Annotated in this window: 11 protein-coding genes; 4 read left to right on the forward strand and 7 right to left on the reverse strand. The window is 73.4% G+C overall.

From position 1 onward, the window contains the following. Positions 1-41 precede the first annotated feature (41 nt). From FHX78_RS12500 to FHX78_RS12520, 5 genes are all read right to left on the reverse strand, one after another. Positions 42-611: a GTP-binding protein gene (locus FHX78_RS12500; protein WP_145867529.1), complete on the reverse strand. Its 570-nt coding sequence runs from the start codon at positions 609-611 to the stop codon at positions 42-44. Positions 612-615: 4 nt separating this feature from the next. Beyond that, positions 616-1,023 carry a DUF742 domain-containing protein gene (locus FHX78_RS12505; protein ID WP_373312977.1) on the reverse strand — a complete coding sequence of 136 codons (408 nt, stop codon included), beginning with the start codon at positions 1,021-1,023 and terminating at the stop codon, positions 616-618. Further along, a complete protein-coding gene (locus tag FHX78_RS12510) occupies positions 1,020-1,457 on the reverse strand; it encodes a roadblock/LC7 domain-containing protein (RefSeq protein WP_145867530.1) in 438 nt (145 codons plus the stop codon). The genes FHX78_RS12505 and FHX78_RS12510 overlap by 4 nt, the downstream gene beginning before the upstream one ends. Beyond that, complete coding sequence (locus FHX78_RS12515) at positions 1,454-4,228, reverse strand: nitrate- and nitrite sensing domain-containing protein (RefSeq protein ID WP_145867531.1); 2,775 nt, start codon at positions 4,226-4,228, stop codon at positions 1,454-1,456. Before FHX78_RS12515 ends, FHX78_RS12510 begins: the two co-directional genes overlap by 4 nt. A gap of 488 nt (positions 4,229-4,716) precedes the next feature. Beyond that, positions 4,717-6,537 (reverse strand): phosphoenolpyruvate carboxykinase (GTP), encoded by a 1,821-nt coding sequence (locus FHX78_RS12520; protein ID WP_145867532.1) that lies wholly within the window; start codon positions 6,535-6,537, stop codon positions 4,717-4,719. A gap of 338 nt (positions 6,538-6,875) precedes the next feature. Between FHX78_RS12520 and trhA the strand changes: the two genes are divergently transcribed. From trhA to FHX78_RS12540, 4 genes are all read left to right on the forward strand, one after another. Then, positions 6,876-7,589: a PAQR family membrane homeostasis protein TrhA gene (trhA, locus tag FHX78_RS12525; RefSeq protein WP_145867533.1), complete on the forward strand. Its 714-nt coding sequence runs from the start codon at positions 6,876-6,878 to the stop codon at positions 7,587-7,589. 91 nt (positions 7,590-7,680) lie between these two features. Further along, positions 7,681-8,337: a TetR/AcrR family transcriptional regulator gene (locus tag FHX78_RS12530; RefSeq protein ID WP_145867534.1), complete on the forward strand. Its 657-nt coding sequence runs from the start codon at positions 7,681-7,683 to the stop codon at positions 8,335-8,337. Between the two features lie 50 nt (positions 8,338-8,387). Continuing rightward, positions 8,388-9,119, forward strand: a complete 732-nt coding sequence (locus tag FHX78_RS12535; protein WP_145867535.1) for a Mut7-C RNAse domain-containing protein — start codon at positions 8,388-8,390, stop codon at positions 9,117-9,119. Positions 9,120-9,167: 48 nt separating this feature from the next. Next, positions 9,168-9,491 carry a hypothetical protein gene (locus tag FHX78_RS12540; RefSeq protein WP_145867536.1) on the forward strand — a complete coding sequence of 108 codons (324 nt, stop codon included), beginning with the start codon at positions 9,168-9,170 and terminating at the stop codon, positions 9,489-9,491. Positions 9,492-9,905: 414 nt separating this feature from the next. Here FHX78_RS12540 and FHX78_RS12545 read toward each other — a convergent pair whose 3' ends face one another. Next, positions 9,906-11,939 carry a thioredoxin domain-containing protein gene (locus FHX78_RS12545; protein ID WP_167531748.1) on the reverse strand — a complete coding sequence of 678 codons (2,034 nt, stop codon included), beginning with the start codon at positions 11,937-11,939 and terminating at the stop codon, positions 9,906-9,908. Positions 11,940-12,075: 136 nt separating this feature from the next. Then, positions 12,076-13,077 carry a translation initiation factor 2 gene (locus tag FHX78_RS12550; protein WP_145867538.1) on the reverse strand — a complete coding sequence of 334 codons (1,002 nt, stop codon included), beginning with the start codon at positions 13,075-13,077 and terminating at the stop codon, positions 12,076-12,078. Between the last annotated feature and the right edge of the window lie 5 nt (positions 13,078-13,082).

The following is a 13,082-nucleotide window of genomic DNA, read 5'->3' on the forward strand; positions in this document are numbered from 1 at the left end:
CCGGGAGGGTGTCGGGAGGAGGGGGCGGGCGTGCGAGGGGGTCAGGCGGCCGGCGCGTTCAGGCGGTGCAGGTGGTCGACCAGGGCGAGCAGCGTCTCCTTGCCGTAGGCGCGCTCGCGGACGTCGCCGATGAGCAGCGGCACGTGCGGGTCGAGGTCGAGGGCCGCCCTGATCTCGTCGGGCGTACGGGTGTTGCGGCCGTGGAAGCAGTTGATGGCCACCACGAACGGGATGCGCCGGCTCTCGAAGAAGTCGATCGAGGCGAAACTGCTGTCCAGGCGGCGGGTGTCGGCGATGACCACACCGCCGAGCGCCCCGTGGACCAGGTCGTTCCACATGAACCAGAAGCGTTCCTGGCCCGGTGTGCCGAAGAGGTAGACGACCAGGTCGTCGTTGATCGTGATGCGTCCGAAGTCCAGCGCGACCGTGGTGGTCTCCTTGTCGCCGACCCCGGCGAGGTCGTCGACGCCGATGCTGGCCCGCGTCATGTACTCCTCGGTGTGCAGCGGCGCGACCTCGCTGACCGCGCCCACCAGGGTGGTCTTGCCGACGCCGAAGCCGCCCGCGACGAGGATCTTGAGGGCGGCGGGCGCCGCCTGACTGGTGATCATGTTTCTACAGTCTCCGGAGTCCGTCACGAACGGCGGCCAGCAGGGTCGGGTCGATGCCGCCCGCGGCCCAGGCCACCGTGATCGGCGCCCGCGCGGTGAGCAGGCCCTGGCCGACCAGGTCGGCCAGCAGGATCTTGGTCACCGACACGGCGAGGTCGAGATCGGCGGCGACCTCGGCGACCGCCGCGGGCTGCCGGCAGCGCTGCAGGATCCGGCGGTGCTCCGGCTGGAGCCTGCCCGGCCGCACCGGCGCCCCGTGCTCGTCGCGCGGGTCCTCCACGGTCGTGAGCACGGTGATGAGGGTCAGGTCGTCGCGTGCGGGAGCGGTGCGGCCCCGGGTGATGGTGTACGGGCGCACCATGTTCCCCGCGGCGTCCTCCCCCGCCTCGTCGTCCTCCCATCCCGGGTTCACGCGCCGGTTCCCTGCCCCGTGCCGAAGGCGTCGAAGCCGCCGCGGGCCGCCGTGCCGAGCTTCTGCCCGACCTGCTGCACCAGGTTGTGCATGGCCAGCGACATCACCTCCGCGTCGACCTCCTGGGAGGCGACCACGGCCAGGTGGGTGCCCTGTCCGGCCGCGATGATGAAGAGCCACAGGTCGGCGAGTTCGACGATGACCTGGTGGACGGAACCGCCGTCGAAGAGCTGCCCCACTCCGCGGGCCAGGCTCTGCTGGCCGGTGCAGATGGCCGCCAGCCGCTCGGCGTCGGCGCGCGCGATGCTCTGCGAATGGCTCACGACCAGGCCGTCGTCGGACAGCAGGACCGCGTTCCTGGTCTCGGCGACCGAGTCCACGAGGCCGTCGAGCAGCCAGTCCAGGTCCTGGTGGGTCGCGGTGGTACGTGTCATGACTCTTCTTCTTCTCTCATCGGGGGACGGGGGGCGCCGGCGGGGGGCGGCGTCGGGATCCTCCCCTCCCGGGCGGCGCGCGACCGGCGCTGGAACGCGCCGATCGTCGCCCCGGCGCGGCGGGGGGCGGGGCGGGGGGCGGGGCGCAGCAGCGGGTCGTCCTGCCAGCGGGGAGGCCGGGGCGGCGGGGGCCCGGTCGTGGTGTCGACGCGCAGTTCGTCGACCAGGTTGGCCTGCCGCACGCGCCGCGGCAGGGGGGCCTCGTCGTCGGTCAGCGCACCGCCGTCGGAGGCGTGCTGCGGGACGGCACGGGGCGCGGTGGGGGCGGGCGGGTAGGCGGCGGGTTCCGGTGCGGTGGGGGCGGGCGGATAGGCGGCGGGCTGCGGTGCGGTGCCGGGCGAGTAGGCGGCGGGGCCGGTGCCGTACGGCGCGGAGTCCGTCCCGTGGTACGGCGCGGAGTCCGTCCCGTGGTACGGCGCGGAGTCCGTCCCGTGGTACGGCGCGGGGTGGGTGCCGTAGGGGGTGGGGTCGGTGCCGTAGGGGGTGGTGGCGTTCTCGTAGGGGGTGGCGTTCTCGTAGGGCGCGGGGTCGGACCCGTAGGGCGCGGGGTCGGACCCGTAGGCGTTCCCGTGCTCGTACGGCATCTGCGGCGTGCCCGGGGTCCCCGGCGCCTCCTGTGCCGGGCGCGGGGGGTGCTGTTCGCGGGACCCGGCCGGGATCAGCGCCGTGATTTCGGCCATCGCCCGCCCCTGCACCCGTACCGGCAGCGGCTCCTCGGCGACGGGCGCGGGAGCGGCCGGGGCCGGGGCGGGCTCCGGGTCCGGGGCGAGCGAGGGCACCGCCACCGGGCCCTGCTGCGGTGCGGGGACGATGAGTTCGGCCGGGACGAGCACGACCACGCGCGTACCGCCGAACGCGGACGCGCGGAACTCCACCCGCAGCCCGTACTGGTGCGTCAGACGCGCCACCACGTGCAGGCCCAGGCGGATGTCGTCGGAGTGGGCCAGCACGTCGAGCCGGTGCGGACGGGCCATCAGCTCGTTGGCCGCGGCCAGCGCCTCGGACTCCATGCCCAGGCCGCGGTCCTCGATCTCGATGGCCAGACCGCGGCTCACCTCGGCCGCCCTGACCTCGACCGGGCTCGGCGGGCGGGAGAACGTCAGAGCGTTCTCGATCAGTTCGGCCAGCACGTGCGTGACCGGACCGACGGCCCGGGCCGCCAGCCAGGGCCCGCCCTCCTGGTCCAGCACCACCCGCCGGTAGTCCTGCACCTCGCCCTGCGCCGAGCGCATCACGTCCAGCAGGGCGACCGGCTTGCGCCACCGCCGGTGCGGGGTGCCGCCGGCCAGGATGACCAGGTTCTCCTCGTAACGCCGCAGGCGGGCGGTGAGGTGGTCGAGGTCGAAGAGGCCGTCGAGGACCTCCGCGTCCTCGTGGCGGCGCTCCATCTCGTCGAGCTTCTTCAGCTGCTGCCCGATCAGCTGCTGGGTGCGGCGGGCGATGCGTTGCAGCAGCCGCTCGAACCCGCGGTGCTGGTCGGCCTGCTTGACGGCGGCCTGGAGGGCGCTGGTGCGGGCGAGGTTGAGCGCCGTACCGAGCCGGGTCAGTTCGTCGTCGGCGCGGCCGGTGCCTTCGTGCGCGACGGCCTTCGCCTCGGCCTCGACGTCGATCCGCTCGCCCTGCGCGAGCCGCTCCACGACGTCGGGCAGGGCCGCCTCCAGCATCTCTGCCTGCTCCTGGAGGCTGCCGATGCGCAGGCGGAGGCTGCGGGTGAGGCGCCACGTCGTCCAGATCACGGCGACGACGGCGGCGAGACCGACGGCGGTGGTGAGCACCATCCTGAGCAGCAGCGCCATCACACTGGCCTTGCCCTGCTCGTTCACCAGCGCGGTCCGGTGTTCGAGGAGTTCCTCGATGTCCGGGGTGAGGGCGTCCATCGCGGCGCGCCAGGTCTTCCGGTCGGCGTCCAGGGTGACCCGGCCACCCGCGTCGGGCTCGTCGGCGGCCAGCACCGCCTCCTCCACGCCGGTCTTGTCCTTCCAGGCCGCGCTGCCGGTGATCCGCTTCCACAGGGCGCGCTCGTCGGCGGGCAGTTCGGGCGCGACCTTCACGGTGCCGAGGAACGACTGCGCCTCGACCGCCTCACGGACCTGCCGGACCTCGCCGGGGCTCAGCGCGCCCGCGCCCCAGCCGCGGGCCAGCAGCGCGTCCGAGCGGGAGATCATCTCCTTGGTCCAGAACAGGTCGACGAGCGGCTGGGAGAGCACGGTGATCCGGCCGTTGTCGACCTGGCTGAGGGAGGTGAACAGCTCCAGGTCGACGGCGATCAGGTCGGTGTAGTACCGGTACACCGCCGCCTGCTGGTCCTCGTCGCCGCTGTCGACCAGGGAGCGCTGCGCGGGCAGCCGGTCGATCGCCTCGCGTGCCCGGCCGACCGCCTCCCGGACCTTCCGGGGCGCGTTGCCGGCCGCGGACAGGTCGTCCGACAGGGCCCTGAAGTCGTCCACCGCCTCGTCGGTCGACGTGCGCTGCCGGGCCAGCGCCTCGGCCGCGCCGTCCTCTCCGGCGAGCACCTCGGCGCTGAGGCGGCGCTCCTCCTGGAGGTTGTAGTAGACGATGTTCGACGGGTTCCCGGCCTTCTCCGCCAGCAGCCCCTGGTCGGCCTGGCGCTGGAAGTCGAGATAGGTCTGGCCGCTGGTGACGGCCCACAGGGCGATCAGCGCGATGCCGGGGACGAACGCCAGGACGAGGAGGGCCGTCCGCAACGACATGCTCGTCGAGATGGGCTTTCTGGCACGCGAGCGCAGGACGGACTCCCTCGGACGGACCGGCTTCACAACCGGACGGTTTCAATCACACATGATGCAGCGCGCATATTAGTCACACCGGGCGTTCGATTACCCCCGGTGGGATGACGTCAGAGAGCGTTCACCTCGGGGCACTTCGGGCATCACCGCCCGGACCGATCCGCTCCCCGGCATTCCGACACAACGGCCGAGCGCTCCAGCCGGCCCGGTCGGGCGGCTGGAGCGCTCGGTCACCCGTGGCCCGTTCGTGAGAGCCCGCGGAGGCGGGCCGGGCCGGGGAAGGCGGGCCGGATCCGGTCACCGCGGTACCCGTCGGGGCGGACGGGAGGGCGGCGACGGGACCGCCCCGCACGCCGTTGTGCGGGGTCCCGCCGGTGTGTTCCGCGGCCGGCCGTGACGATCGCAGGTCAGGGCATCCCATCCAACCGGCCGCGGGGTCTGTGAGGGGGCGGTCAGCCCAGGCGCCGCACCAGCGCGTGGTACTGGTCCCACAGCTCCTTGGGCGTGTGGTCGCCGAAGGTGTTCAGGTGGTCGGGGACCAGGGACGCCTCCTCGCGCCACACGTCCTTGTCGACGGTGAGCAGGAAGTCCAGGTCGGCGTCGGAGAGGTCCAGGCCGTCGGTGTCCAGCGCGCCCTTGGCCGGCAGCACGCCGATCGGGGTCTCGACGCCCTCCGCCCGGCCCTCCAGTCGCTCCACGATCCACTTCAGGACGCGGGAGTTCTCACCGAAGCCGGGCCAGACGAACCGGCCCGCGTCGTCCTTGCGGAACCAGTTGACGTAGTAGATCCTCGGCAGCTTCGACGGGTCCTTGTCCTTGGCCACGTCGATCCAGTGCGCCATGTAGTCGCCCATGTTGTAGCCGCAGAACGGCAGCATGGCGAACGGGTCGCGGCGCAGCTCGCCGACCTTGCCCTCGGCGGCGGCGGTCTTCTCGGAGGCCACGTTGGCGCCGAGGAAGACGCCGTGGTTCCAGTCGAAGGACTCCGTCACCAGCGGTACGGCGCTGGCGCGGCGCCCGCCGAAGAGGATCGCCGAGATCGGCACGCCCTTGGGGTCCTCCCACTCGGGCGCGATGATCGGGCACTGGGCGGCCGGGGTGGTGAAGCGGGCGTTGGGGTGGGCGGCGGGGGTGCCGGACTCGGGGGTCCAGTCGTTGCCCTTCCAGTCCGTGAGGTGGGCCGGGGTCTCCTCGGTCATGCCCTCCCACCACACGTCGTTGTCGTCGGTGAGGGCGACGTTGGTGAAGACGGAGTTGCCCCAGAGGGTCTTCATGGCGTTGGCGTTGGTGTGCTCGCCGGTGCCGGGCGCGACGCCGAAGAAACCGGCCTCGGGGTTGATGGCGTACAGGCGGCCGTCCTCGCCGAAGCGCATCCAGGCGATGTCGTCGCCGATCGTCTCGACCGTCCAGCCGGAGATCGTGGGCTCCAGCATGGCGAGGTTGGTCTTGCCGCAGGCGGACGGGAAGGCGGCGGCGACGTACTTGGACTCCCCCTGCGGCGGGGTGAGCTTCAGGATGAGCATGTGCTCGGCCAGCCAGCCCTCGTCGCGGGCCATGACGGAGGCGATGCGCAGGGCGTAGCACTTCTTGCCGAGCAGGGCGTTGCCGCCGTAGCCGGAGCCGTAGGACCAGATCTCGCGGTCCTCGGGGAAGTGGGAGATGTACTTGGTCCGGTTGCAGGGCCAGGGGACGTCCTCCTGGCCGGGCTCCAGCGGGGCGCCGACCGAGTGCACGGCCTTGACGAAGAAGCCGTCGTCGCCCAGCTCGTCCAGGACCGGCCGGCCCATGCGGGTCATGGTGCGCATGGAGACGGCGACGTACGCCGAGTCGGTGATCTCGACGCCGATGGCGGACAGCGGCGAGCCGAGGGGGCCCATGCAGAAGGGCACCACGTACAGGGTGCGGCCCTTCATGGAGCCGCGGAAGACGCCCCGCTCGCCCCGGAAGATCTCCCGCATCTCGGCGGGGGCCTTCCAGTGGTTGGTCGGGCCGGCGTCCTCCTCCTTCTCGGAGCAGATGAAGGTCCGGTCCTCGACGCGGGCGACGTCGGTGGGGTCGGAGGCGGCGTAGTAGGAGTTCGGGCGCTTGACCGGGTCCAGTTTCCGGAAGGTGCCCTTGGCGACGAGCTCCTCGCACAGGCGCTCGTACTCGGCTTCCGAGCCGTCGCACCAGACCACCCGGTCCGGCTGCGTCAGGTCTGCGATCTCGTTGACCCAGGAGATCAGTCCCTGGTGAGTGGTGGGGACGCCGGGTTCCGCGATGTCGCGCGCCACGATTGCTCCTAAATGAGGGGTTTTTTGTTGGGAGGCCCCGTGGGGGCTGCGACCCGGATGCTTCACGGTGGAATCCCTGGCGCTCATCCGGTGCCGACCGCACTCATTTGATCATCCGACGAGAGCGCCCATCTGTCCAGAGGACCGCACAAGTGAGCAACGTGACGATGACCACGGTTTCTCGCGGCGCTTTACGTGCACGTTGCGTATACCTTGTGGTCTCTTTGCGTGACGATGCGGCGAAGAGGTGGCGGACGGGCGTGAGATGATGGCCACTTCGCGTGCCCAATTGCTCGGTCCGATCCGTAACTTACGGTTCCGTAGGTACGATGCGAGACATGACTGCGTTCGCCCCCGACGCGCCCACGGACCCGCCGGCCGACGGCCGCGGTCCCGTCGCGACCTCCCTGCCGCACCCGGTCAAGCCCAAGCTGCGCGGCTGGCTGCACCTCGGCATGTTCCCCGCCGCCCTGGTGGCCGGGCTGGTGCTGACCGCCTTCGCGGACTCGCCCCGGGGACGCCTGGCCTGCGGGGTATACGCCCTCACGGCCTGCCTGCTGTTCGGCGTGAGCGCGCTGTACCACCGGGGCGACTGGAGCCCCCGCATGGACGGGGTGCTGCGCCGCCTCGACCACGCCAACATCTTCCTGATCATCGCGGGCACCTACACCCCGCTGACGATCCTGCTGCTGCCGCACTCCACGGGCCGCTGGCTGCTGTGGGGCATCTGGGCGGCGGCCGCCGCCGGGATCGTCTTCCGGGTCTTCTGGGTCGGCGCCCCCCGCTGGCTCTACACGCCCTGCTACATCGCGATGGGCTGGGCGGCCGTCTTCTTCCTCCCCGACTTCCTGCGCACCGGCGGCATCGCCGTCCTGGTCCTGGTGGTCGTCGGCGGCCTGCTCTACAGCGCGGGCGGGGTGATCTACGGCCTCAAGAAGCCCAACCCGTCACCGCGCTGGTTCGGCTTCCACGAGGTCTTCCACTCCTTCACCCTGGCCGCGTTCATCGCGCACTACGTCGGGATCTCCCTGGTGGCGTACCAGCACGCGTAGGGGCCGGACGCGTACGGGGGCCGCGTAAGGGCCGCACGCCGGGTGGCCGGACGCTCGGTGGCCGGACGCGCGGTGGCCGAGAATGGCCGTCATGAAGGCCGCACGCTCCCCCCTCATGCCCGCCGGCCCCGCCCGCCCGGGGCTGCGCGAGCGGAAGAAGACCAAGACCCGTGAGGCGATCCGCGAGGCGACCTTCGCGCTGATCGGGGAGCGGGGGTACGACGCCGTGACGATCGAGCGGATCGCCGAGCGCGCCGAGGTGTCGCCCTCGACCGTCCTGCGGTACTTCCCCGCCAAGGAGGACATCGTCCTCACGGACGCGTACGACCGGCCCCTGCTCTCCGCCCTCGCCGAGCGGCCCGCCGACGAGCCGTGGCCGGCGTCGGTCCGGCACGCGCTGCACCGGGCCGTCGGCCTCGCCCTGGCCGAGCAGCCGGAGACCACGCTGCTGCGGGCGCGGCTGCTGCTGGAGGTGCCCGCGGTGCGCTCGCGGATGCTGGAGAGCCTGTCGGCCACCGGCCGCGTGCTCGCCCGGGACCTCGCCGCGCGCACCGGGCTGGACCCGGACGGCCTGGAGGTGCGGGTGCGCGCCACGTCCCTCCTGTGCGGTCTGCTGGAGGCCGCGACGTACTGGGCCGAACACGGCCGCGCCGACGACCTCCCCGGCCTCGTCGACCGGACCCTCGACATCCTCGGACACGGCCTGCCGGAGCCGTCCCCCACCCGCCCGGCGGACCACGCCCCCTGAGCCGCGAAAAGCGTGGGGCCGCCGGTGGGGGGCGTGCCATGCTTGGGCGGGTGAACGGTCCCGAGATCCACGTCGAGTTCGACCCCGAGCTGCTGCTCTTCGTCCCCCAGGCCCGGCCCACGGGCGCCACGAAGACCGCCACCGACGGTGTCTCCACCCTCGGCCATGTCGTCGAGTCCCTCGGCGTCCCGCTGACCGAGGTGGGCGCGCTGCTCGTGGACGGCCGCGAGGTGCCCGCCGGCCACGTCCCCGGCGCCGGCGAGTCGGTGACCGTACGCGCCGTCGCACACCCCCAGCAGGTGCCGGGCGCCCCCCTGTGCTTCCTGCTCGACGTGCACCTCGGCACGCTGGCCCGCCGGCTGCGGCTGCTGGGCGTGGACACGGCGTACGAGTCGACGGACATCGGCGACCCCGCGCTGGCCGCCCGCTCCGCGGCCGAGCGGCGGGTCATGCTCAGCCGCGACCGCGGCCTGCTGCGCCGCCGGGAGCTGTGGGCGGGCGCGTTCGTCTACAGCACCCGCCCCGAGGAGCAGCTGACCTACGTCCTGGACCGTTTCCGGCCCGAGCTGCGCCCCTGGACCCGCTGCACCGCCTGCAACGGCCTGCTGCGCCCTGCCACCAAGGACGAGGTCGCCGACCAGCTGAAGGGCGGCACCCACCGCTCCTACGACGTGTTCGCGCAGTGCGGCGCGTGCGGCAGGGCGTACTGGAAGGGCGCCCACCACGACCAGCTGGTGGCGATCGTGGAGCGCGCCCTGAGCCGGAGTACCCGGGCGGACTGAGTACCCGGCCGGTGTCGCCGGGCCCGCGGGGCGCGGTGGGATGGGGCCATGAACAGCACACCCTCTCCGGCCGCCGCCCGGCAGCTGACCGGATGGTCCGTCGCCGGACTGGTCCTGCTGCTGCCCGCCGTCGCCCTCGCCTGGGCCGCCGTGCTCGCCGGCGAGCGGGGCAGCCGGTGCCTGACCTACGGCGAGCAGTGCTCCCGGGTCCCCGACGGCGTCGTCCACGGCTTCTTCCTGACCGCCCTCGCGGCCGGACTGCTCGCCGCCGTCTGGCCACGGACCCGGTGGCTGCCCGCCCGGTCCGCGGCCGTGGCCGTGCAGTGGCTCGCCCTGCTCACCACGAGCGCCCTGATCCTCAGCGGCGCCTGACCCGCGCCCGCGGCACGGTCACCCTCGCGGTCACCGGGCCCCGAGAGCCCCGCCCGCCCAGCGCCTGACACCCCGCGACACCCCGGGCGGCACCCTCGCGTGTGCCGGGCCCCGGCGGGCCCACACGCTCAGCCACCGAGCGCCCCATGCAAGCGGCGCGTGACACCCGTGGCCCCCGGGGCGGCACCGTCGCGGTCGCCGCCCGGGCCGCCGGGCCCCGGCCGGCCCACCCGCTCAGCCGCCCAGCGCCCCACCCAAGCGGCGCCTGACGATGACGCCCCGGACGGCACCGTCGCCGTCGCCGGGCCCCGGGAGGCCCGCCCGCCCAGCGCCCCCGCGCAAGCGGCACCTGACACCCCCGTGCCGGCCCGGACGGCACCCTCGCGGGTGCCGGGCCCCGGCCGGCTCGCCCGCTCAGCCGCCCAGGGCCTCGCGCAGCCGGTCCGGGTCCGTCGTCGGCGCGTCGCAGGTGAAGTCACGGCAGACGTAGGCGGCCGGCGCGCCCCCGACCAGCGGCCGGTCCGCGAGCAACGGGAACTCGTCACTTTCCGGGGTCCCCACGGCGACCACCGCGCCCGGCGCGGCCCCCAGCAGCGCCGTGCGGTGCAGCGCGGCCGTCGCCGGGTCGTCGAGCGAGGGACCGACCACCGCGACCTCACGCGGCCCGTCCAGCGCCGCCTCGGCGACCGCCAGCCCCCACCCGATGAACCGCGGCACCCGCGGGCCGAGCGCCTTCACCACGCCCAGCGCCCGTTCGGCGGTGGTGCGGTGCGGCTCCGAACCGGTATGCGCCGCATAGCCCAGCAGCGCGCCCGCGGCGGCGGTCCAGCCCGACGGGGCGGCGTTGTCGGTCGGGTCCTGCGGGCGCCTGATCAGCCGCTCCGCGTCGGACGCCGTGTCGTACAGGGCACCCGAGTCCGGGTCGGTGAACCGGGCGAGCACATGGTCGAGCAGCAGCCCGGAGAACTCCAGCCACACGCCCTCCCCCGTCACCGAGGCGAGCGCCAGGAAGCCCTCGGCGACGTCGGCGTAGTCCTCCAGCACCCCCGCACTGGCGCCGGCCCGGCCGTCCTTGCTGGTGCGGGCGATCCGGGCCTGGTCGTCCAGGTGCAGCCGCACCAGCAGGTCACCGGCGGCGACGGCGGCCTCGACCAGGTCCGGCCGGTCGAAGTAGGCCCCGGTCTCGGCGAGCGCGGCGATCGCCAGCCCGTTCCAGGCGGCGACCACCTTGTCGTCCCGGCCGGGGGCGGGCCGCGCCGAGCGCGCCGCGAGCAGCCGCTCCCTGACGCCGTCGATCCGCCCGGCGTCGAACACCTCCTCGCGCTGCGGCAGCCGCAGCACCGAGGCGCCCTCCTCGAAGGTGCCCTCCTCGGTCACCCCGAAGTACCGCGCGGCCAGGTCGGCGTCCTCCGGCCCGAGCACCTCCCGCAGCTGCGCCGGCGTCCACACGTAGTACGCGCCCTCGACGTGCCGGCCGGTCCCGTCGTCGCTGTCGGCGTCCAGCGCGGACGCGAATCCGCCCTGGTCGGTGCGCAGTTCCCGCACCATGAAGTCGGCGGTCTCCAGCGCCACCCGGCGGGCCAGGTCCGAGCCCGTGGCCCGCCACAGGTGGGCGTAGACCCGGCACAGCAGCGCGTTGTCGTAGAGCATCTTCTCGAAGTGCGGCACCACCCAGTCCCGGTCCACGGAGTACCGCGCGAACCCGCCGCCGAGCTGGTCGTAGATCCCGCCGCGCGCCATCGCCTCACAGGTGTCCCGCGCCATCTGGAGCGCGCCCTCGGCGCCGGTGCGGGCGTGGTGGCGCAGCAGGAACTCGATCACCATGGACGGCGGGAACTTCGGCGCCCCGCCGAACCCGCCGCGCTGCGGGTCGTACTCCCTGGTCAACCCCAGCAGCGCCTGCGCCAGCTCCTGCTCGCCGGGCATCCGGTCGTCGCCGTAGGCGAGCTCCCGGTCGGCCAGGTCCCGCGCGATCTTCCCGGCGACCTCGTCGACCTCGTGCCGCCGCTCGTCCCACGCCTGGTGGACGCCCTGGAGCACCTGCCGGAACGACGGCATGCCGTGCCGGGGGGCGGGCGGGAAGTACGTACCGAAGTAGAACGGCTCGGCGTCCGGCGTGAGGAACACGGTCATGGGCCACCCGCCCTGCCCGGTCGCCGCCTGCACGGCCTCCATGTAGACGGCGTCGACATCGGGGCGCTCCTCGCGGTCCACCTTGATGCTGACGAAGTGCGCGTTCAGCTCGTCGGCGGTGGCCCGGTCCTCGAAGGACTCGTGCGCCATGACGTGGCACCAGTGGCAGCTCGCGTAGCCGACGCTCAGCAGGACGGGCACGTTCCGTTCGCGCGCCTCCGCGAAGGCCTCGTCCGACCACGGCCACCAGTCGACGGGGTTGTCGGCGTGCTGAAGGAGGTAGGGGGACGTCTCGTGCGCCAGTCGGTTCGGCATACCGCCATCTTCGCGCACCCGGCCGCACGCCGCGGACAGGCGACCGCGCGCCCCGTGCGTGTTGCGCGGCCGGTCCGGCGCGCGGGACGGTGACGCGGGCACCGGCCCGGGGCGGGGCGGCCGGGGCGGGAGGCGGTCAGGGCCTCCTGGCCTCCAGGACCCGCTGCTCGGCGGCCTCGACCTCGAAGCGCGCGGCCGGATCACCGTCCGCGCGGCGTACCGCGCCGCGCACCAGGGCCAGGTAGAACAGGGTCGGCGCACAGGGCGTCCACCGCTCCGGCGGCTCGTCGGCGAGGAAACCGAGCACGGAGTCGGGGTCGGCGGGCACGAACTCGAAGCGGTCGTGCTCCCACTTGTCGGCGACGCCGCGCGTCCAGCGCAGCCGCAGGGTCTCCTCGTCCAGGTCGGGCAGCACCGCCCGGAAGAAACCCGCCCACTGGTGGTTGTCCAGGTCCAGGCCGAAGCCGAGCAGCTCCAGGTCGAGCCGGTCGGTGGAGTGGACGGCGAGCTCCTCGAAGAGGGCCCGGCGGGCCACCGCGTGCAGGCTGACCGGGCCGCCGTCCTCGGGGAGGTCGTGTTTGCGGGCCAGGCCCTCGTTGGCGGAGGAGTTCCACTTCGAGCTGTTCGGCCCGGCCACGTGGGCGCTGCGCCGCGAGAACAGCATCTTGCCGTCCTTGCCGGTCTCCAGCGCCACGTTGACGCCGAAGCTGCAGTTCATCCACGCCGGGGCGTGGGCCGGGTCGTCGCCCTCCAGGTACTGCTCGCGCAGGGTCAGGCCGTTCTGCTGCTTGCGTCCGAGGTTGAGGGAGGTGGTGAGGAAGTCGAAGTAGTCGGCGTCCTGGAGGGTGAGGGTGACGACGGGGTCCTCGGCCAGGTGGGTGCGGGTGACGACGACCCGCTCGACCGCGAAGCGGTCGTTGTTCCAGCGGTACGGCAGGCCGCGGGCCTTCTTGCGCCGCTCCTCCTCCTGGATGGCGTGCCGCCAGCCGCCGATCTCCTCGGGGAACTCCACGCGCTGCGGGCGGTACTTGACGCGGAGGTTGTCCTCGTGGATGGGACGGGTCCCGTCACCCTCGAAGAGGTGGCAGCCCGTCACCCTGCCGACCACGGTGAACCTGTCCCGACGCAATATCAACACCCTTT

The organism is Streptomyces capillispiralis (genome assembly GCF_007829875.1).
GTDB lineage: Bacteria > Actinomycetota > Actinomycetes > Streptomycetales > Streptomycetaceae > Streptomyces > Streptomyces capillispiralis.